The following is a 21,765-nucleotide window of genomic DNA, read 5'->3' on the forward strand; positions in this document are numbered from 1 at the left end:
GTGACTTTATAGTAACATATTAGAATGCATCATGATTAAGTAAATAACAAAAGAGGAGGATAATCATGAACCATCAAAAAATAGTATCGAAAGAAGAATGGCTTGAATTAAGAAAGGTTTATCTTGAAAAGGAAAAATCGTTTACCCGTCAAAAAGACCAATTGAGTATAGAGAGAAGAGAACTCCCTTGGGTAAGGGTAGAAGAGAAATATGTTTTTGAAGGCCCAAATGGTAAAGAAACGTTAGAACAGCTTTTTGAGGGAAGAAGTCAACTCATTGTTTATCACTTTATGTTTAGACCTAATGAAAAAGAAGGTTGTAAAAGTTGTTCTTTCTGGGCAGATAATTTTAACGGAGCTATTGTTCATCTCAACCACAGAGATATTACAATGATTGCTGTTTCTAAGGCTGGATTAAGGACTTTAGAGGAGTATAAAAAGCGTATGGGATGGAATTTTAAGTGGGTTTCATCCTTTAATAATGATTTTAACCGTGATTATAATGTTTCATTTACTAAAGAAGAAATTGAAAAAGGAGATAAGCTCTATAATTTTGGAACTGTCAAAGCACCTCATGATGAGGCTCATGGTATTAGTGTCTTTTATAAAAATGAAAATGGTGAAGTGTTTCATACTTACTCTACTTATTCACGTGGTTTGGATATGGTAAATGGTGCGTATCAATATATGGATTTAGTACCAAAAGGGCGTGGTAACGAAGGAGATCTCTCTTACAGTATGGCATGGTTAGAGAGACACGATAGCTATAACTAACAGATAATCCAATAAACCAGGGCAAATATTATTTCTGGTTTATTGGAAACTTATCCTGTAATTACTCTTAATGAAGAGATTTTCTGTGAGGTAGTTCATTCATTTTCTCGTATAAACTGATAAATAATAGCAGCTGCGATTGAACCTAATGTTGTAGCGACAATGTATATCCATAAGTGTTCTAACGTTCCAGATAATATTGCAGGGCCAATGGATCTAGCAGGGTTCATTGAAGCTCCACTAATTGGTCCAGCAAACATAGCTTCAAGACCAACTGTAGTACCGATTGCGATTCCTGCAAAGGACTTCACCGCTTTTCCATGAACAGCAGAACCTAAGATAACCATCATTAAAAAGAACGTAAGAATAAATTCAATGATAAAAGTTTGCAACCATCCCTCTCTAGGTAATGTAGCACCTAAATTAGCTATGTTTCCAAATAAAATAAGAAGTGTAGAACTTGCGGCTATACCCGCTAAAATTTGAGTTGAAATATATAAGGTAGCTTCCTTACTAGTTATACTTCGATTCGTTAAAAATCCAATTGTCACTGCTGGATTAAAATGGGCTCCTGAAATATGACCAAATGTGTAAATCATGGACATCACAACAAGTCCCCATGTTATAGCTACTCCAACATGAGTTAAATCTCCTGTAATGGAGTTAGTAACAATGGCACCTGTTCCAGCTAATATTAAAAAGTAGGTACCTAAGAATTCAGCTATTAGTTTTTTTGTCATTAGTAATCTCCTAAATATAAAATGTATGGATAACAAAAAAGATGTTCCTATTTTTTATCATGTACTTATGTTCAAATCCTTCTATATTATGATCTATTTACAAGTCAAGATGCAACCATAAAATTGTAAACTGAATGTAAAATTCACTGGAAACCCATTATCATTCTCCTTCATGAATTTTGGTTTATTGTGATTTTGAATTAACAAATAAAACTGTGACATTAGTTTTCATCAAAAATATTGTCTGTTCCTTGGTCATCAATGTCTAATGCATTATTAAACAAACAATTAGATCGAACGGCATTATTATTAGTGCCACTACCTGAAAAAATTCCGGTTCCTTTGTTGTTTGTAATTATATTGTTATCAATGATATTGAAATCACCAGAAGGAGTATTTTCATCTTCAATTCTTATACCTCGTACTTCATTGTTCTTTATGATATTGTTTATTGTTATCTTCTTCAATAAAGATTCCATCACGTTCATTATTATAAGAGTCATTTCCCCAAACTAAATTATTACTGTCTTCTACATTAATTCCATCACGTTTATTCCTAAAGGATTTGTTCAAAAGGACTAGATTGAAATCATCATCTACTTCAATTCCATCCATATTATTCAATGTACAATTACAAATAATATAATTATTATCTCCAGCCGGCTCTATTCCTTCAGATTGATTCCCATCGCAGAAATTATGATATGCTAAGTTAAACTCACCGTTATTAAATCTTATACCCTCGCTGTTATTTCTACTACACTGACTACAAACGATATAATTATGATCACCGTCTACTGAAATTCCAATGAAACCATTCCCACTTGATTCACAATTCATGATCATATTACGCGTACCCTGTAATTCGATCAAAATGCCATCATTCTGATTTTCAAATACTTCTACACAATGTAGTATATTATCACTTGTGTTCACTAGTATGCCGTTTCTATCAAAATTTTGTACAGTCAGGTTTTCAATCGTGATAAATGAAGATTCATCTATATTGATTCCGATAGAACCTGCTGGTAATTCAGTCCCATCAATAATTGTTTTTCCTCTTCCATTTCCTATGATACGGATTTTGTTTCTATTCTGACTTATATTATTAATAGTTAGTGCTTCTTTAAATATTCCTGCTCCAACACGAATGGTAAACCCTTCCTCAGTTACAGCGTCAATAGCCTCTTGAATAGTGTTAAAATCACCTGGTACGTTAAACAAGTTATTGATTTGGCATAATCCATTAGGATCACTCGTAGTACAATTATTTTCGTTGAATAAAGTGTTTACATTCGCAGGTGGAGTAGCTTGAATATCAGGTTTATTTTCTTGTAAACGGTTAGCGCGAACGACATTACTTTCAGCATTTTGTCCTACTAATATTCCTGAATGAACATGGTTTAAGACAATGTTATTGTCAATTATATTACCCTCACCATCTTCAATCTGAATTCCACTATCCATTTGTTGAACCCCATTATTAAGAACATGATTTCTTATAAGTTTATTTTTGCAATGGTTACCTATATGAATGCCATCCTCATTGTTACAGTTTACTTCATTACCCCAAAGAAAGTTATGATTACCATTGATTTCAAGACCATCATTATCATTAACTAAAACTTTATTCCATAATAAAAAATTACTATCATCAAATTCAAAGCCATCATCATCATTTCTAATGGACTGATTACATATAAATAAATTAAAATCATCAGAGTCTACATCAGAATATGATTCAAACCCTTCACTACCATTTTCTTTTGCGAGGTTCAAGAATACAAGATTGTTGGAACTATTTAACGCTATCCCATCATTTGAATTTCCGATAAATTTGCCTTTTACAATATAATTATGATCTCCATTTACTTGAATTCCATCTACGTTAGTAGCTTTAGTACTTCCATTCTTATTGGAACATGACTCCATAATTAAATTTCTTTCAGCATCTGTTGAAATTTCCATACCATTGTTTTGATTGTTTTGTGATATTACTTGATTTATGATGTTATCACTTGTTTGAATTAGAATTCCTCTCTCATTATAATTTTGAACCGTTACATTTTCAATTGTAACCATTGACGAAGCTTGTATATCAATACCACTCACTTCACCTAATCCAGTTCCTTCAAAAATCGTTTTTTCTATTCCAGCTCCAATGATTCGAATGTTGTCTTTCTCCATACCAATCATGACACACTGAAAATATGTTCCTGCGGTTAATCGAATTGTATCTCCTGGATTTGCATCATTGTCAATAACATCCTGAATATTATCGGTTGGAGTTAAGTTAAATATAGCCATGCTATATCCTCCTAATTCAATTTATATTTCATTACTTATTTTATGTCATCAATGCTAAAAACGATTGGACGGTTGCGGAATGATGACAATAAATGAATTTAAAAGTTTTATATAGATTTTAAATAAAGAATTTCCAAAACTTAAAAAAATACAGTTTTTAATAGAATCAATACATTTTTTTAAAACAATTTTTTAATAGAACTAGAAAGGAAGTGAGCGATTTAATGTATAATGTTTATATTATTGCATTAACAAGTGAAACTTAAGATTTTTTAATAAAAAGGGGATAGACTTATTTTATGAAATACTACATCCAGTATTTAATAGTTTTTATATTATTCTTTTCTACTTCAATTAGTAGTTTTGCTCAAGAAGAGAAATTACCACAGACATTGCTAGACGAACTTAAATCTAAAGGAGATATCGCTTTTTATTATGAAAATTTAGTAACAGGAACATCGATGTCTTATCAAAAAGAAAAAGTTTATGCTGGGGCTAGTACAATAAAATTGCCTTTAGCTGTATATATTTATCAAGAAGCAGCCAATGGGAACTTGAATCTGGATCAAAAATTGACCTATTCAGTTATTCATTACTATGAAGGAAGTGGTGTAATTCAATTCCAGCCCTTTGGTACCCAATATACGATTCGTGATTTGGTAAAAAAGATGATCGTACATAGTGATAATGTGGCTTATATTATGCTAACTAAAAAAATGGGGAGAGCAAATTTTATCTCTTTTTTAAAAGAAATAGGCGGGAAAAATGTTTTTCCGAATGGATATAATAAATTAAGTGCAGAAGACTTAGCAATCTATGCTAAAACACTAAATGAATTTATAGATGAACATGAATTATTGGGACAGGAATTGTTAGATTCTTTTGTTTATACGGATTATAATGACACGATACCTGCTGGTGTTAGCGAGTCAAATGTGGCACATAAAGTAGGTTATCTTCCATTAGAGTTAATTTATCATGATGTTGGAATTGTTTTTGAGGAACATCCATACATTCTTGTAATAATGACAAAAGGCATACCATATGAAAAAGTAAGAGGTGTCATTGCTCAAGTAACTAAAAAAATTCATAATATTCATTTGAGTTTAAAACCAGTACATATTCAAGTGAATGGTGAAAAAGTAGTTTTTCCAGATGTTCAACCAATGATAAATCCTCAAGTAGGTACAACTTATGTTCCAGTTCGATTTATCACAGAACATTTGGGTGGTCAAGTACATTGGTCTAACGGAATACTAGATGTAACTTTAAATGAAACAGCAATGACTTTTAATATTAAAAATAAACAGATGGTTCAAATTAATGGTATTGACGATGAGCTGGGTTCTGAAATCATAGAGAGACATCATCGAATTTATGTACCGCTTCGGTTGATTACTGAAACCTTAGGGTTTAGGGTTCAGTGGGAACAAGAAACAAGAACCATAAAAATAAAATAATTAAAGTTTGTCTATAGAAAGCACATTGTAATCCCAAATCAATTATGTTAAGATGAATATGTTTTTATAATATACAAATTTTGAAAGGGGGGATTGAGATGTTACATTCTGTAAAAGGCTGCACAGGATATTTATCATATGTGTATATTGTCCGTGCAATTATTGCTGGTGTTGTTTTCAATGGGATACGTATGTCCATTTTTAATAAAACAACATCATATTACAGAATGTAAAAATCTCTTTACCCAACTTTAATATATAGATAATGTCAATAGGAGGGCGATTTGCCCTCTTTTTTTCTTTAATAAAAACTTTTCCTAATTCGTATTTGATTTAAATATATAAATTAGGAACTCTTAATTATCTGTATAAGTTTATTTAAAATTTGTTTATTCAAAACCATGGGTTGATTTTTACTCATGGTTTTTTTGTGTTCTGGAGTCCGCAAAAGCTATAGGGATATTCATTGTTGATATAGTTTAACTTTTGTAGGAAATTTTTGTGTTTTTGAAAGGAGAAATTTAAATGATTATTTGTGCAGTTCATGATGTAAGTAAAACCTTAGGTGGCAACATCATTTTTGAGAAATTAAGATTTGAAGTTAAAAAAGGAGAACGAATTGGTTTAGTAGGGACAAATGGAAGCGGGAAAACAACTATTTTAAAACTTATATCTGGAATTGAACCATGTGATGAAGGTAAAATTCATATAAAAAAAGAAGCAGAAGTGGGTTATCTTGAACAGATTCCTTCTTTTGGTGATCAGGATACGGTCAGGGATGTATTATGTGGTGCATTTAAAGACATCAATGATTTGAATAAAAAAATGAGAAGTATTGAGCAAAAAATGAGAACAGATGTACACAATTTAGAAAAGTTATTAAAACAATATGGAGAAATGCAAGAGGTATTTACAAAATTGGGAGGCTACGAAATGGAAGCAGATCTTATGAAGATCTGTAATGGTCTAGGGATCACTTCATTGTTGGATCAACCATTTTCAAAATGTAGCGGAGGAGAACAAACGAAAATAGGTTTAGGGTTAATTTTATTAAAACGGCCTGAATTATTATTGTTAGATGAACCTACAAATCACCTAGATATTCAAGCATTACAATGGTTAGAAAACTTTATGAAAACCTATCAAGGCACAGTCTTCATTGTATCTCATGACCGTTATTTTTTAGATGAAGTTGTAAACAAAATATTTGAAGTCGAAGATGGAGAACTTCATACGTATCATGGGAATTATTCTTATTATGTAGAAGAAAAGGAAAAAAGGATTTTAAATCAATTCGCTGCATTTCAAGAACAACAGAAAAAGATTAAAAAGATGAAAGAAACGATAAAACAACTGAGGGAATGGGCAAATAGAGCGAATCCACCCAATGCAGGGCTGCATAAACGTGCTAAAAACATGGAAAAAGCACTTGAACGTATAGAAAAAATTAAAAAACCGAAACTAGAAAATACAAAAATGAAATTCAATCTTCAAATGAATGAACGAAGTGGTAAGGACGTAATAAGGTTTGAAAATGTTACAAAAGGTTTTAATGAAATGATCCTTTTTGAGAATTTATCTTTGTCGGTAAGATATCAAGATCGTATTGCTTTAATTGGGAATAACGGAAGTGGAAAATCAACAATTCTAAAAATGATTTTGGATGAAATCGTACCAGATGAAGGTTCAATTCAATTAGGCAGTAATGTAAGGATTGGTTATTTATCTCAACACGTGTTTCAAAACCAACATGAAGGTCGGCTTATCGATTTATTTAGAGAACAGGTTCATGTGACAGAAGCAGAAGCTAGACATATTTTAGCAAAGTTTATGTTTTATGGACATTCCGTTTTTAAAAAAGTAAGTCAACTAAGTGGTGGAGAAAAGATGCGAGTAAGACTAGCACAATTAATGAATCAGGATATGAATCTTATCATCTTAGATGAACCGACGAATCACCTAGATATAGATTCTCGAGAAGTATTAGAAGAAACGTTGGAACAATTTGAAGGTACCATTATATGTGTATCTCATGACCGTTATTTTTTAAATCGTTGTTTCCATCAAACGTACTGGCTTGATCATGGAGAATTATTTAAGTATATTGGCAATTATGATTTTGCCAAGCTAAAACATTTGCTCTAACAGTCATATGAGGATGTGGTGATCATGGATAATATTGGACTCGTACTTGAAGGGGGAGGATTAAGAGGTGTGTATACAGCAGGCGTTTTGGATTATTTTTTAGAAAAAGATCTTTCAGTACCATATATCATTGGTGCTTCTGCTGGAGCATGTAATGCAACCTCGTATATTTCCAAACAAATCGGTAGAAGTAAAAAAGTGAGTATTGATTATATTGATTATCCAGGCTATATTAGTGTTAGAAATTTAATTACAAAGAGAAGTATGTTCGGTATGGATATTATTTTTGATGAATTACCAAATAAACATGAACCTTTTGATTATGATACGTTTCATTCTTCACCTCAAACCTTTAAAATTGTTGTAACTGATTGTATAACGGGGGAACCGATTTATTTCGATAAAAATTGTGAAACAAAAGACGTGTTTACAATTTTAAAAGCTTCCATTAGCTTACCTTTAATTACTAAGGTTGTTAAATTTGGTGGTTATGAGTTATTGGATGGGGGGATTGCTGATCCGATCCCCCTTAAAAAGTCTATAGAAGATGGGAATAAACGAAATATTGTCATCTTAACTAGAAATAAAGGATATGAGAAAAAGCCGGAAAGTTACAGGTGGATATTGAAAGCGAGGTATCGTCGAAAATATAAAGGGTTAATGAATACGATAATAAATCGGCATATTCAGTATAACGCAACGTTACAGTATATTAACGATCTAGAGGATAAAGGCGATATTTTTGTATTTAGACCCAAACATTTGCCAGTAAACAGTTTAGAGAAAGATAAAATAAAATTAACACAATTATATGAGCAAGGAATTGAAGATGCTAAAGAGCAATATAATCAACTGTTAGATTGGATAGAAAAAACTGAATAAAAGTAGTATTTAAACATGGGGGAGAGGTTTTTGAAAAGAATTAGAAAGTTTATTATTTTTAAATTTTCCATATCATTATTTTTTTTATTGTTATTTATTACTTCTTTTATATATCAAATATATTTTTATACTCATAATCGTGTAGGAGTAATTGTAGATTTAAAACCTCCTGATAGTTATACTTTTTATATTATTTATTTCTTGCAGATTTTTGTATGGACTATGCTTCTACTTACATCCGTCATATTGTGGACGTTAGAAAAAAAGAAAAAGCAGTCAATCGAAATAGAAAAAAACATTTATCTTAAATATACAGGTGCACCTGATATAGAAGATTATCAAAACTTAAGAAAAATGACAGGTCTAAGCGAAAAAAGTGAAAAAGGAGCTAAGCTTGGACTGAAAAATACAACTCATGCAATTTCAATATATTATGATAATGATTTAATCGGTATGGGTAGAATCATTGGAGATAAAGGTTGCTTTTATCAAATTGTAGATATTGCTGTAGATCCAAATTATCAAGGTCAGGGTTTTGGTAAGTTGATTATGAATGAACTTACGACCTATTTAGACGAAAATGCACCCGATGGTGCCTATGTTAGCTTAATTGCGGATGAACCGGCAGACAAATTATATGAAAAATATGGGTTTAAATATACTTTTCCAGCTTCTCATGGTATGTATAAATTAATAAGAAAAAATGAAGAAATTTAGCTCATAATAAACATTAGACATATTTAGTAAATTAGTAGAATATGCTTAATGATTCATATTCTTTATCACTTCCTTCTTTTAAAATATGGGGTTCATTGGACCCCATATTTTTCATGTATTTTATACAGTTCATTAGTCAGATTATTTCCAAATTCAGATTCATATGATCCATATACTGGCTGGAGCTCTTCTACCCATTGTTGTTTTTCTTTTTCTGTAAGTTGATAGATTTCAATATCTGAATCTTTTTTTATATTTTCTAAAGATTGTTCATTTAGTTCGATTGATTTTTTTTGTATCATTTCTGAAGCCTCTTCCATCGATTCAATGATCACCATTTGAATATCGGTTGAAAGCTGATTCCAATAGTCATTATTCATCAAAACAATGTATCCTAAAAATCCGTGGTTACTAATCGTTAAATGATCTTGAACTCTATAAAACTTTTTAGAATATATATTTGATAATGTATTTTCCGTACCATCGACGATATGATCTTCCAGACTTTGATAAGTTAAATTAAAGGGAATCATGCTTGTTTTTACATCTAACAAAGCATATTGCTTTTTTAATAATTTACTAGGCATAATTCGAAAGTGCTGACCTGATAAATCTCTAGGTGTTTGAATGGGTCCAATATTACTCGTTATTTGTTTAAAACCGTTGCTCCAAAACGATAAACCTTTTAGATGATCATATTCTAGAAGGGAGAATAAATATTGTCCAATTTCACCATTAAAGGCTTCGTTTGCCGCTTCATAAGTTGGAAAGACAAAGGGAAGGTCGACGAATTGCCACTCAGGGAATGATGGAGTTAACTTAGAAGTAGCTGGAGCAATCATTTGGATTTCTCCACGTTTTAAAGCTTGGAGTGCTTCTTCATCATTTGCATATAAATTTCCATTGGAAAATATTTCTACTTTTACTTTATTGTCTGTTTTTTCGCTGACTAAATCAGCAAAATATTGAACAGCTAATCCTTTAGGTGTATTTTCTGCCACTACATGACTAAAACGAATCACTATTTGATCCTCTAAACCCACCTGTTCATCATCAAAAGTCAATTCATCTTCTGCTTGAAATATTTTAAATATTAACATTAAAGTGCCTATTAATAATACTAGAAATGCAATGGAAAAGTAGAGCAAGTTTTTCATGAACCAACACTCCATTTTAAAGTCCTATAGTACCACTAGTTTAACATACTAAATATCAATGTTATATATAGTAAACAATAGAAGGGTTTTTGTGATCATTGTAGAAATGTTTCTTACAGATATACTTACTAGTTTTGAAAGGACTTCATATCATGACACTGAGACCGTTGCCTATACAACTTAAAATCACAATTCTTTCTTTCGGTGTTGTACTATTTTCTCTCCTTATAGGGGGGACCTTTGTGTTGGGTAACATTAAAAGTATTAAAGAAAACGAGATCGAAAAAAGATCCATGATTGTTGCCCGTACGGTTGCAGAAGTTCCAGAGATAAAAAAAAGCTTAATAACACCTTATGGTTGGACAAAGATATATCCTGTTGTTGAAGAAATAAGAATAGTAAATAATGTGGATTATATCACGGTTTTAAACAACGATCGAATTCGATTTTCACACCCTTTACAGTCCATGTTAGGGACAATTTCTTATGGAAGTGATGAAGGACCTGCATTTGCGGAACATACGTATGCTTCTAAGGCAAAAGGTGAATTAGGTATCGCTATGAGAGCCTTTGTACCGATAATGAATGAACAACGTGAACAAATTGGTGTTGTTATCGTTGGTAATATATTACCGACTTATATGGAATCCATTTATGAAGTGAAGTACGAAATAGGTGTTGTTATGTTTTTAACACTTCTTCTTGGTATATTTGGCGCATGGCAACTGGCAAAACACATTAAAGAACAAATGTTTCAATTAGAACCTCATGAAATAGTTAGAGCACTAGTGGAAAGAACGGCGACATTCCATGCGATAAACGAAGGGGTTATCGCGATAGATAAAAATGAGATGATTACGATTTTTAATGAAAAGGCAAAACAAATGTTGCATATTCATGGTGATGTAGTAGGAAAACCGATTCGTAAAGTGGTTCCTGATACGAAATTACCTGAAATGTTAAAATTAGAACATCCCATATATAATCAAGAAATTCTAATACAGAATACAAACATTATGAGTAGTAGAGTACCCATAAAAGTAGATCAAAAAATTGTAGGTGCAGTTGCTGTTTTTCAAGATCGTACAGAATTCACGATGATGGCTGAGGAACTTACGGGTGTAAAAGCTTTTGTTGAAGCATTGAGAGTACAAAATCATGAACATATGAATAAACTTCATACGATTGCTGGGTTAATTCAATTAGGTGAACAAGAACAAGCATTAAACTATGTTTATCATGTAACTGAAGAACAAGGAGAGTTAACTAGATTTTTAAGCAGGAGTATTTCTAATCAAAGTATCGCTGGTTTACTTTTAAGTAAAGTAAGTAGAGGGAAAGAGCTTGGTGTTAAGGTCAGTATTGATAGAAATAGTACTCTAGAGTATTTTCCAAATCACATGGATCATCATGATTTTGTCTTGATTCTTGGAAATTTAATAGAAAATGCTTTCAAAGCACTTCAGAAAGCAGAAATAGAAGACAAAGAGGTTTATGTACACATTTATCAAAATAAAGAGGTTTGTGAAATTCTTGTAGAAGATAACGGCATTGGATTTTCGGAGTCCATCCAAGAGAAAATTTTTAAAGAAGGTTTTACAACAAATGAGGAGGAAGGACAAGGAATTGGATTATACATGGTTAAAAACATGATTGATAAAGGAAGAGGCATAATAAAAGTAAATTCACGACCTTATAAGGGTACTAGTTTTTCCATTCAGTTTGATATGAAACAAGTAGAATCCAGTTCATCTGTTAAATTAGAAAGGAGTATATAAATATCAATGCCTGATCAAATGAGTGTATTATTGATTGAAGATGATCCTATGGTACAAGAAGTAAATAAGCAATTCATACAAAAGGTTGAAGGATATTATGTTGTTGATACAGCAAATAATGGGGAGGAAGGTTTAAAAAAGATTAAAAAATACAAACCAGACCTTGTTGTTTTAGATATATTCATGCCCAAAGTGGATGGACTAGAGCTACTTTATCAGATTAGAGCTCAAAAAGAAGAGGTAGATATAATTGTAATTACAGCTGCAAATGATAAAAAAACAATTCGCACGATGTTACAAAATGGCGCCATTGATTACATTATTAAACCTTTCAAATTTGATCGTATTCAACAAGCTTTACATCACTTTCAAGCCTATAAATCAAAACTTTCCAATGAATCGATATCTCAAGTTCAACTAGATCAAGTGTTTTTTTCTAAAGAAAATTCAAGTTCTCAGCAAATCGTAAACAATGAAATAGAATTACCAAAAGGTTTGAACAAATCTACGTTGGATTTGATTGAACAGTATTTGTATAAACAAAACAGCTCCAAATCTGCTGAAGAAGTGGCTGAGGGGGTTGGAGTTGCTAGAGTTACATCCCGCAGATATCTAGAATACCTAAAAGCAGCCAATAAAATAGAGTTGGATGTGCAATATGGTGGGGTGGGTCGACCAATCAATCGATTTATCATGAAAAAATAATGAAGAACAAAAAGATCAAAAAGTTCAATATGGACGAATTCTTCCCCCTATAGGATGTAAACGTTATCATTGTAACGAATGTACATTTTACTATAAGGGGGATTTTTTAATGTTAAAAAATTGGATATGGATCAGTTTATCTTTAATTTTGGTAATGGGACTTATTGTGGGCTGTGGAGCTCGTTCCCAAGATGCAAACTCAGAACCTGAACAGGAGGCACAAAGTGAAAGTAATTCCTCTTCAGATGACAATAACAAAGCTACAAAAGCTGTAGAAGCAGAGAAGATCGTTATTAAGTTTTCACATGTTGTTGCAGAGGATACACCAAAAGGAAAAGCTGCAAACATGTTTAAAGAGTTAGCTGAGCAGTATACGGAAGGTAGAGTTGAAGTAGAGATATTCCCTAACTCACAACTGTACAACGATGATGATGTTTTAGCAGCAGTGCAACAAAACAATGTCCAAATAGCTGCTCCTTCTACATCTAAAGTATCTAAACTCTTTCCTGAGTGGACAATTTTTGATTTTCCTTTTGCATTTAATGATGTAGCGTCTGTCCAGGATGCTATGGAGAGTGAAGAAATTGGAGGTAAATTATTTAATATGTTATCAGAGCAAAAGTTACTTGGACTTGCGATGTGGGACAATGGATTTAAACAAATGACTTTAGATGATCATCCTCTTTATATGCCGGACGATTTTGATGGACAACAATTCAGGGTCATGTCAAGTAAAGTATTAGAAGCTCAATTTGAATCAGTGAGTGCAGTTCCTACTCCTATGCCGTTTAGTGAAGTATATAGTGCGCTTGAACAAGGTGTCATTAATGGACAGGAAAATACACTATCTAATATTTACTCTAAAAAGTTTCATGAAGTACAAAAATATATGACAATCAGTAATCATGGGTATTTAGGATATGCTGTTATTACAAATGTTGAATTTTGGAATGGATTGCCTGATGATGTTCGTGAACAGTTGGAAAAAGCGTTGAATGAAACAACACAGTGGGTGCGTGAAAATGGAGAAAAGTTAAATCAAGAAAACCTTGAAAAAATTATAGCAGATGACATGTTAAAAGAGATTCATTATTTGACAGATGACCAGAAACAAGCTTGGGTCGAAGCGATGAATGTTGTTTATGATGAGTTTGAGGAAGAAGTAGGAGCAGATCTCATTAATGCAGTTAAAGCACTGAGAGATAAATAATAATAACTACTCTTTTTTCAAAGTCAAAGATGTAAGGAAGTGATCCCTAATGAAGAAATGGAATACGATATTAAATCATATGGAAGAAATCATAGTTTCAATCACATTATCCCTAGGTGTCTTTATAACATTTCTGGAGATTGTTTTGAGAATTTTTGATATGACTTTAGGCTTTTCATTTGAAGCCTCTATATATTTATTGATTACTTGTGGATTGATCGGGGCTTCAATTGGAGTGAGAGAGAAGGTGCATATAGGAATTGATATCATTGTGAAACAGTTTCCATTTGCAATACAAAAGTTGATTGGTGTTGGAGCTTTATGTTTATGTATTCTTTTTTGCTTAGTGATCACTATATTAGGCATACAGCATATTCAAATCCTTTATTCTTTCGGTCAGGTGACACCTGAAATGGAAATACCTGTGTATATTCCTAAATCTATTGTACCCATATCTTTTGCTTTAATGAGTTTACGATTTATACAAGAACTAATTCATTACTTTAAAAAACCTATCAATCAGGAAGAAGGTGAAGGCTCTTGAATACTATGACAAATATAAATAGGGAACAAAAGATGATATCTCCGAATCATAAAAAAACACTTCAAAAAAAAATATTATCATATTTATTGATTTTTATATCTATCTTTGGTGTTATTTATGCTATTCAAGTAAATAGCATGGGAATTGCTTTGTTTTCACTGTTATTTCTCTTTCTTTTTATGGGTTTGCCTATTGCAGTATCTTTGGGTTTGTCATCACTAGCCTCTATCTATTATTTTACAACAGATCCAATGCCTGATTTAGCTGGTAAAATATTTTCAGGTTTAAGTCATTTTACACTCATGGCCATACCATTATTTATTTTAGCAGGAAACATTTTTACAGCAGGGGGTGTTGCAAAACGCATTATTAATTTGACTAATGCATGGGTAGGTCATATTCCAGGTGGATTATCGATTGCAAGTGTCGCAGCTTGTGCACTTTTTGCAGCTATTTCTGGTTCATCCCCTGCGACGGTTGTTGCAATTGGAGGGATTATGATTCCTGCCATGGTGAAACACGGTTATTCAAAGTCTTACGCTGTAGGTTCTATTTCTACAGCAGGTTCATTAGGGATCTTGATTCCTCCTAGTATCCCTATGATTGTTTATGCAGTCACTGTTGATCAATCTGCAGGAAAGCTTTTTCTAGCAGGAATAATACCTGGGATCATGCTTGCATTTTTATTGTCTCTGGTTAGTTTTATCATTGCAAAAAAAAATCATTTTAGTTTAGCACAAAAAGCAAGTTTTAAGGAGAGGTTTATAGCATTAAAAGATGGTTTTTGGAGCTTATTGTTACCGATTGTTGTTATTGGAGGAATCTACACTGGGTATTTTACACCAACTGAATCAGCAGCAGTAGCTGTATTTATAGGACTTGTTGTGGGACTGTTTATCCATCGAGATTTAAAGATAAAAGATATTCCAAAAATTTTAATAGATTCTAGTAAAACCACTGCAATGTTATTTTTTATCATTGCCATGGCGATGTTATTTGCACATATCGTTACGTTAGAGCGAATACCTCATAACATTGCAGAATGGATTACAGCATGGAATGTAGGACCGATTATTTTTTTACTCATTGTAAATCTATTACTTTTTATCGCTGGTCAATTTATGGAGCCCACAGCGATCATTACGATATTGGCTCCGATTTTATTTCCAGTTGCATTAACCATGGGTATTGATCCAATACACTTTGGAATTATCATGGTTGTGAATATGGAAGTAGGAATGATTACCCCTCCTGTAGGACTCAATTTATATGTAGCTAGTGGAATGACAAAAATGGCTTTATTAGATGTTACAAAATCAGCATTTCCATGGTTAATTGCTGTTATTATTGGTTTAATATTAATTACTTATATACCTGCCATTAGTTTATGGTTGCCTGATCTTATTTATAGTTTGAGATAAAATCTGTTTAATATAGTTAAATCTTTCAATATTTAACGATAAATTGTTATCAAATTTATCGTTTTTTTTATTTTCATCGTAATTTACTTACTACTTAAGTTGTAGATAAACATCCTGATTTTATGCCATTTTTGTAATGACAATCATAATTAGTTGTATTGGACTGTCAGGTACCGTCTATATATTATTTAATCTTTGGTAAAATAAAGTTGCTTAAATAAAAAATAATACTGTTTTAAGTTGCAAGCACAGAGGTGTATCAATTTCAGTTTTTTTATTTGGTTATTATAATAATATTCATTTTTTTAAAGGAAATATTTATTCATACAAATGAGTAAACTTCCTTGTTCCCATTACAATGTTCTTATGATATTCTTAGGGTGTAAAATACACAGAAAATTCACATCTATCTTACCAGAGGTGTAAGCGAATACTTAGTGTAAATTCAAATGATAAAAGGATGAACTATTTAAATAAATATAGTTTTTAAAAGGAAAGGAGGATTTAATTTTGAAATATAAAAGTGTGTTTGATATTATCGGACCTGTGATGATTGGTCCATCTAGTTCTCATACGGCTGGTGCTGCCAGGATCGGGAAGGTTGCTCGTAGTTTATTTGGCAGACAGCCAAAGTGGATTACAATATCATTTTATGGCTCTTTTGCTAAGACATATAAAGGGCATGGTACTGACGTTGCAATTATTGGAGGTATTTTAGATTTTGATACTTTTGATGAACGGATTAAATCTGCACTTGCTATAGCACATCAGTTAGGAATAAACGTTACTTTTAGTGAAGAAGACGCAGTAACAGATCATCCCAATACTGCTAGAGTTAAGATTGGAGATGATGCTGGTCAACTTGAATTAGTTGGTATTTCCATAGGTGGTGGAAAGATTGAAATTACAGAGTTGAACGGTTTTGAACTAAAGTTGTCAGGAAATCACCCAGCCATTTTAATTGCACATAACGATAAATATGGTGCTATAGCCGCGGTTGCTAACTTATTAGCAAAACATCAAATTAATATTGGCCATATGGAAGTGTCCAGAAAAGAAAGAGGGAAACTGGCATTAATGACAATAGAGGTAGATCAGAATATTGATCAATCTGTATTGGATGATTTATCTTTATTGCCCAATATATTACAGGTGACTAAAATTGTAGATTGATGATCCTCCTGTAGGGAAAAATACTTTAAGAAATCATTTAAAAGTTATGAATATAAAGATATTAGTTTCAGTTGATCTTTGAATAAATTTAAAAAGAAAGGAGGCAGTTCAACAATGTTTCGTAATGTAGCAGAACTTGTTCAATTAGCAGAAAGTAAAAACATAAAAATTTCTCAAGTAATGATTGAGCAAGAAATGGAAATAAAAGAAAAAACATATGAAGAAGTACTATCGCAAATGGGACAAAATTTAGACGTTATGGAAAGAGCAGTAGCAAAAGGATTAACTGGAGTCCATTCATTTTCTGGTTTAACAGGCGGAGATGCTGTTCTATTGCAAAAGTACATTCAAAGAGGCCAGTTTTTATCTGGTGAAATGATTCTAGATGCAGTCAGTAAAGCTGTTGCCACAAATGAAGTTAATGCTGCTATGGGAACGATATGTGCTACGCCTACAGCAGGTTCAGCGGGTGTTGTTCCAGGTACATTATTTGCTTTGAAAAATAAATTAAATCCTTCCAGAGAGCAAATGATTGAATTTTTATTTACGGCTGGAGCATTTGGATTTGTTGTAGCCAATAATGCTTCCATTTCAGGAGCTGCCGGAGGTTGTCAGGCTGAAGTAGGGTCAGCTGCTGGAATGGCTGCCGCAGCTATTGTTGAGATGGCAGGAGGTAAACCAAAACAATCAGCTGAAGCGATGGCGATTACGTTGAAAAATATGCTTGGTTTAGTTTGTGATCCCGTTGCAGGATTAGTTGAAGTACCTTGTGTGAAAAGAAATGCAATGGGAGCTTCTAATGCAATGATTGCTGCAGATATGGCATTAGCAGGTATTACAAGTCGCATTCCTTGTGATGAAGTCATTGATGCCATGTATAAAATAGGTCAAAATATGCCTACTGCATTAAAAGAAACTGCTCAAGGTGGTTTAGCAGCTACACCTACAGGTAAGGAATTACAAGAAAAAATCTTTGGCGTGTCACTAAATAAAAACAATTGATGGAATAGAAGGGAAGTTATGAATTATGGATATTAGAATTAAAAAATTAGTTGATTATATGGAGCTGCAATCTATTGATGTATTATTGATAACGCAACCTAAAAATGTATACTACTTTACTGGCTTCCTGACTGATCCACATGAACGTTTTATGGGACTTGTTTTAGTAAAAGGGAAAGACCCGTTTCTTTTCCTTCCTTTGCTCGATGCAGAAAATGCTGAAACTATATCTAGTGTAAAAAAAATATATTCACACGATGATGCTGAAAATGCTTATGAAGTTCTACAACGTTATTTACCATCTAATATATCTACATTAGGTTTAGAGAAAAACCACCTTACAGTGAAAAGTTATGAAGCTGTGGTTGATATAGCTAATGCTAGTGAGATTCATGAGATAGATGAACTGATTCAAGAAATGCGTCTATCCAAAAGTCAAGAGGAAATTTCGAAGATCAAAAAAGCGATTGAAATTACAGAAGAAGCATTACGTTTAACACTTCCTAAAATAAAGTTAAACATAACTGAGATGGAAGTTGTAGCAGAGTTAGAATATCAAATAAAAAAACTGGGAGCACAAGGTCCTTCTTTCTCAAGCATTGTATTAGCAGGTGAAAAAGCGGGTCATCCACATGGTCACCCAGGAAATCGTAAAATTAAAACAGGTGAATTCTTATTGATTGATTTTGGAGTAATTTTAGACGGATATGTTTCAGATCTAACAAGAACATTCGCTATTGGACAAATAAATGATCAGCTTAAAGATATTTATGATGCGGTATTACAAGCAAATTTACAAGCGATAACGTCAGTGAAACCTGATAAGCCAATTGCCAATGTTGATATATCTGCTAGGGAAGTGATTAAGAGTAGAGGTTATGGACAGTATTTTATTAATCGTGTGGGACACGGATTCGGGATGGAGATTCATGAACACCCTTCAGTTCATAGTAAAGCAGAAGGTTTACTTCGTGAAGGGATGACATTTACAATCGAGCCAGGTATTTATAACCCTAAATTAGCGGGCGTTCGTATTGAAGATAACGTGGTTGTTACAAAAGATGGGGTAAATGTATTGTCTTCATTTCCAAAAGAGTTACAATCATTAGAAGTTTAAGGGAAAAGGAGAGATTATGGAAAAGATTAAGCAATTACGTACACAGTTATCTAATCTGGGCATAGATGCTTTTTTAATTACAAATCCACAAAATCGATTTTATTTTACAGGTTTTACAGGAACTGCGGGGATTGCACTTATAACTGAAACTGATACTATCTTTCTCACGGACTACCGTTATGTAGAACAGGCACGAGTTCAAACTAAAAACTTTGATGTTATCAAATACCAGGATCGTAATTCATTATTTGTTGAAGTCCCTGAAGTCATAAATAATTTAGGAATTAAAAGATTAGGATTTGAACAGGAAGATATGACATTTAGTGTTTATTCAAAATACAATGAAGCTATCCATGCTGAAATGATTCCGACAGAGGATGTCATCGAATCGTTCAGAACGATCAAATCATCTCAAGAAATAGAATTGCTGAAATCCTCTGCAAAAATTGCAGATTCTGCGTTTGAGTATATACTTGGTTTTATTCGCCCGGGTATAACTGAACTTGAAATTTCCAACGAGTTAGAAAATCGTATGAGGCAACTAGGTGCAAGTAGTTCTTCTTTTGATATTATCATTGCATCAGGTACGCGGGGGGCGATGCCCCATGGTGTTGCTACTGATAAGGTGATTGAAAATGGTGAATTGATCACTTTAGATTTCGGAGCAGTATACAATGGATATATTTCAGATATCACTCGTACAATTTCTGTTGGAACACCAACTGACGAAATGCGCAATATTTATAACATTGTACTGGAAGCTCAAGTTCGCTCTGTTGAGGCCATGCAACCTGGCATTCACGGTAAAGATTTAGATGCAATTTCTAGAAATTACATAAATATTAAAGGATACGGTCCTTACTGTGGTAATAGTGCAGGTCACGGCATTGGATTGAATTTGTGGGAAGAGCCATTCCTTTCACCAAAATCTTCTTTAACCTTAAAATCAGGTATGGTTGCTACTATGGAACCAGGTATTTATATACCAGGGGTTGGAGGGGTTCGTATTGAAGATGATGTTCTCATTACAGAAAACGGAAAAGAAGTACTTACTCATTCACCAAAAGAATTAATTATACTTTAATGTCACCATATTTTAATTTTTACATAAATAACAAAATAAATAATATCATTAAAGACCTTATTTTAAAAATTTATAGGTCTTTTTGGTATTTAAAATAGAGATAAATAGCAAAATAATGATAATGAAATTTAAAAAGGTTAATAGAAGCCCAAGCCCTATTTACAATTTTTTTTACTAAAATGTCCATATAGGGTAAACAAAAATTAAATAATAGTATATAATAAAGCTAATAAAAACATTGATATATAAAGAGTTAAAGCGCTTTTATTTAAACCTAACATGGTGTCCGCTATACATGGATTATTGTCTTTGTGAAGATTACAAATTATAACAATGAAGTGATGATGGAGGTACAAGGTATGTCAAGTAACGTTTTACAAGATTTTTTAAAGCTAAATTTGAATGAGTTGAAAGAAAAGGGTTTATACAATGAAATAGATCCGCTTGAAAGCTCAAATGGACCCGTTATTAAAATTAATGGAAAAGAACTCATTAACTTATCTTCTAACAACTATTTGGGTTTAGCAACGGATGAACGTTTAAAACAAGCGATGGTTGAAGCAATTAAGGAATATGGCGTGGGAGCAGGAGCAGTCCGCACTATAAACGGTACTTTTAAATTACATTTAGAACTAGAAGATAAAATTGCCAAATTCAAACACACTGAAGCTGCTATTGCTTATCAATCTGGTTTTAACTGCAATATGGCTGCCATATCAGCTGTCATGGATAAAAATGATGCTATTTTGTCTGATGAATTAAATCATGCCTCCATTATTGATGGTTGTCGTTTATCTAAGGCAAAAATTATTAGAGTTAACCATTCCGATATGCTTGATTTAAGGAATAAAGCAAAAGAAGCAAAGGAATCTGGATTATATAATAAAATCATGGTGATCACAGACGGTGTTTTTTCAATGGATGGAGATATAGCCAAACTTCCAGAGATTGTGGAAATCGCTGAAGAATTTGATTTAATCACCTATGTTGATGATGCACATGGATCTGGAGTTTTAGGAAAAGGAGCAGGAACAGTTAAACACTTTCAATTGTCAGATAAAGTTGATTTTCAAATCGGTACACTATCAAAAGCCATAGGTGTAGTAGGTGGTTATGTAGCAGGTAAAAAAGATCTTATAGATTGGTTAAAAGTACGCAGCAGACCTTTTTTATTTTCCACTGCACTGACTCCAGCTGATATCGCAGCAAGTATTAAATCCATCGAAATTTTATCAGATAGCACTGAGTTACAGGAGAAGCTATGGGAAAATAGCGAATACTTGAAAAAAGGGTTAACAAAACTTGGTTTTGATATTGGAAAAAGTGAAACTCCTATCACTCCTTGTATTATTGGAGATGAATTACAAACACAACAATTTAGCAAACGTCTTTATGAGGAAGGTGTTTATGCTAAATCCATTGTTTTTCCAACTGTACCAAAAGGAACAGGAAGAGTACGAAATATGCCAACAGCTGGACATTCAAAAGAAATGTTGGATCAAACACTGGCTGTTTATGAAAAAGTAGGCAAGGAAATGAACTTGATCTAG

At 32.7% G+C, this 21,765-nt stretch carries 20 protein-coding genes; 16 read left to right on the forward strand and 4 right to left on the reverse strand.

The features are described from left to right. The first annotated feature begins 65 nt into the window (after nt 1-65). Complete coding sequence (locus ERL59_RS02205) at nt 66-773, forward strand: DUF899 domain-containing protein (RefSeq protein WP_160644054.1); 708 nt, start codon at nt 66-68, stop codon at nt 771-773. 95 nt (nt 774-868) lie between these two features. On the opposite strand, the gene ERL59_RS02210 is transcribed toward ERL59_RS02205, so the two are convergent. The 3 genes from ERL59_RS02210 to ERL59_RS02220 all read right to left on the reverse strand — a co-directional run bounded on the left by ERL59_RS02210 (nt 869) and on the right by ERL59_RS02220 (nt 3,820). Next, nucleotides 869-1,513, reverse strand: a complete 645-nt coding sequence (locus ERL59_RS02210) for an aquaporin (protein WP_160644056.1) — start codon at nt 1,511-1,513, stop codon at nt 869-871. Between the two features lie 221 nt (nt 1,514-1,734). Then, nucleotides 1,735-1,980 (reverse strand): right-handed parallel beta-helix repeat-containing protein, encoded by a 246-nt coding sequence (locus ERL59_RS02215; RefSeq protein WP_160644058.1) that lies wholly within the window; start codon nt 1,978-1,980, stop codon nt 1,735-1,737. Then, nucleotides 1,940-3,820 (reverse strand): right-handed parallel beta-helix repeat-containing protein, encoded by a 1,881-nt coding sequence (locus tag ERL59_RS02220; protein ID WP_160644059.1) that lies wholly within the window; start codon nt 3,818-3,820, stop codon nt 1,940-1,942. The genes ERL59_RS02215 and ERL59_RS02220 overlap by 41 nt, the downstream gene beginning before the upstream one ends. A gap of 299 nt (nt 3,821-4,119) precedes the next feature. Between ERL59_RS02220 and ERL59_RS02225 the strand changes: the two genes are divergently transcribed. The 5 genes from ERL59_RS02225 to ERL59_RS21370 all read left to right on the forward strand — a co-directional run bounded on the left by ERL59_RS02225 (nt 4,120) and on the right by ERL59_RS21370 (nt 9,024). Next, the gene (locus tag ERL59_RS02225; RefSeq protein WP_160644061.1) at nt 4,120-5,280 is read left to right on the forward strand and encodes a serine hydrolase; all 1,161 of its coding nucleotides are present in this window, start codon (nt 4,120-4,122) and stop codon (nt 5,278-5,280) included. A 98-nt stretch (nt 5,281-5,378) separates the two neighbouring features. After that, nucleotides 5,379-5,513: an RAxF-45 family protein gene (locus ERL59_RS21230; protein WP_268894482.1), complete on the forward strand. Its 135-nt coding sequence runs from the start codon at nt 5,379-5,381 to the stop codon at nt 5,511-5,513. A 292-nt stretch (nt 5,514-5,805) separates the two neighbouring features. Then, nucleotides 5,806-7,425: a ribosomal protection-like ABC-F family protein gene (gene abc-f / locus ERL59_RS02230; RefSeq protein ID WP_160644063.1), complete on the forward strand. Its 1,620-nt coding sequence runs from the start codon at nt 5,806-5,808 to the stop codon at nt 7,423-7,425. A 21-nt stretch (nt 7,426-7,446) separates the two neighbouring features. Continuing rightward, complete coding sequence (locus tag ERL59_RS02235) at nt 7,447-8,307, forward strand: patatin-like phospholipase family protein (protein ID WP_328699888.1); 861 nt, start codon at nt 7,447-7,449, stop codon at nt 8,305-8,307. Nucleotides 8,308-8,337: 30 nt separating this feature from the next. Beyond that, nucleotides 8,338-9,024 (forward strand): GNAT family N-acetyltransferase, encoded by a 687-nt coding sequence (locus ERL59_RS21370; protein WP_328699887.1) that lies wholly within the window; start codon nt 8,338-8,340, stop codon nt 9,022-9,024. A 92-nt stretch (nt 9,025-9,116) separates the two neighbouring features. Here the strand turns inward: ERL59_RS21370 and ERL59_RS02245 are convergent, their stop codons facing one another. After that, nucleotides 9,117-10,181, reverse strand: a complete 1,065-nt coding sequence (locus ERL59_RS02245; RefSeq protein WP_160644067.1) for a DctP family TRAP transporter solute-binding subunit — start codon at nt 10,179-10,181, stop codon at nt 9,117-9,119. A gap of 158 nt (nt 10,182-10,339) precedes the next feature. Here ERL59_RS02245 and ERL59_RS02250 point away from each other — a divergent pair, with 158 nt between their 5' ends. The 10 genes from ERL59_RS02250 to ERL59_RS02295 all read left to right on the forward strand — a co-directional run bounded on the left by ERL59_RS02250 (nt 10,340) and on the right by ERL59_RS02295 (nt 21,765). Further along, on the forward strand, nt 10,340-11,959 hold the full coding sequence (locus ERL59_RS02250; RefSeq protein ID WP_160644112.1) for an ATP-binding protein: 1,620 nt from the start codon (nt 10,340-10,342) through the stop codon (nt 11,957-11,959). Nucleotides 11,960-11,965: 6 nt separating this feature from the next. Then, nucleotides 11,966-12,664, forward strand: coding sequence for a response regulator (locus ERL59_RS02255; protein ID WP_160644069.1), 699 nt, complete (start codon nt 11,966-11,968; stop codon nt 12,662-12,664). Between the two features lie 109 nt (nt 12,665-12,773). Continuing rightward, the gene (locus tag ERL59_RS02260) at nt 12,774-13,874 is read left to right on the forward strand and encodes a TRAP transporter substrate-binding protein (RefSeq protein ID WP_160644071.1); all 1,101 of its coding nucleotides are present in this window, start codon (nt 12,774-12,776) and stop codon (nt 13,872-13,874) included. A 49-nt stretch (nt 13,875-13,923) separates the two neighbouring features. After that, on the forward strand, nt 13,924-14,418 hold the full coding sequence (locus ERL59_RS02265; protein ID WP_160644073.1) for a TRAP transporter small permease: 495 nt from the start codon (nt 13,924-13,926) through the stop codon (nt 14,416-14,418). Nucleotides 14,419-14,423: 5 nt separating this feature from the next. Beyond that, entirely contained in the window at nt 14,424-15,839 is a 1,416-nt protein-coding gene (locus tag ERL59_RS02270) for a TRAP transporter large permease (protein WP_235929765.1), read from the forward strand. 510 nt (nt 15,840-16,349) lie between these two features. Further along, the gene (gene sdaAB, locus ERL59_RS02275; protein WP_160644075.1) at nt 16,350-17,012 is read left to right on the forward strand and encodes an L-serine ammonia-lyase, iron-sulfur-dependent subunit beta; all 663 of its coding nucleotides are present in this window, start codon (nt 16,350-16,352) and stop codon (nt 17,010-17,012) included. Nucleotides 17,013-17,126: 114 nt separating this feature from the next. Then, nucleotides 17,127-18,014, forward strand: coding sequence for an L-serine ammonia-lyase, iron-sulfur-dependent, subunit alpha (gene sdaAA, locus ERL59_RS02280; RefSeq protein ID WP_160644077.1), 888 nt, complete (start codon nt 17,127-17,129; stop codon nt 18,012-18,014). Between the two features lie 25 nt (nt 18,015-18,039). After that, the gene (locus ERL59_RS02285; protein WP_160644079.1) at nt 18,040-19,131 is read left to right on the forward strand and encodes a M24 family metallopeptidase; all 1,092 of its coding nucleotides are present in this window, start codon (nt 18,040-18,042) and stop codon (nt 19,129-19,131) included. 16 nt (nt 19,132-19,147) lie between these two features. Continuing rightward, nucleotides 19,148-20,215 (forward strand): M24 family metallopeptidase, encoded by a 1,068-nt coding sequence (locus tag ERL59_RS02290; protein ID WP_160644081.1) that lies wholly within the window; start codon nt 19,148-19,150, stop codon nt 20,213-20,215. Between the two features lie 359 nt (nt 20,216-20,574). Next, nucleotides 20,575-21,765, forward strand: coding sequence for a glycine C-acetyltransferase (locus tag ERL59_RS02295; RefSeq protein ID WP_160644084.1), 1,191 nt, complete (start codon nt 20,575-20,577; stop codon nt 21,763-21,765).

Source organism: Chengkuizengella marina, assembly GCF_009910845.1.
GTDB classification, from domain to species: domain Bacteria; phylum Bacillota; class Bacilli; order Paenibacillales; family KCTC-33759; genus Chengkuizengella; species Chengkuizengella marina.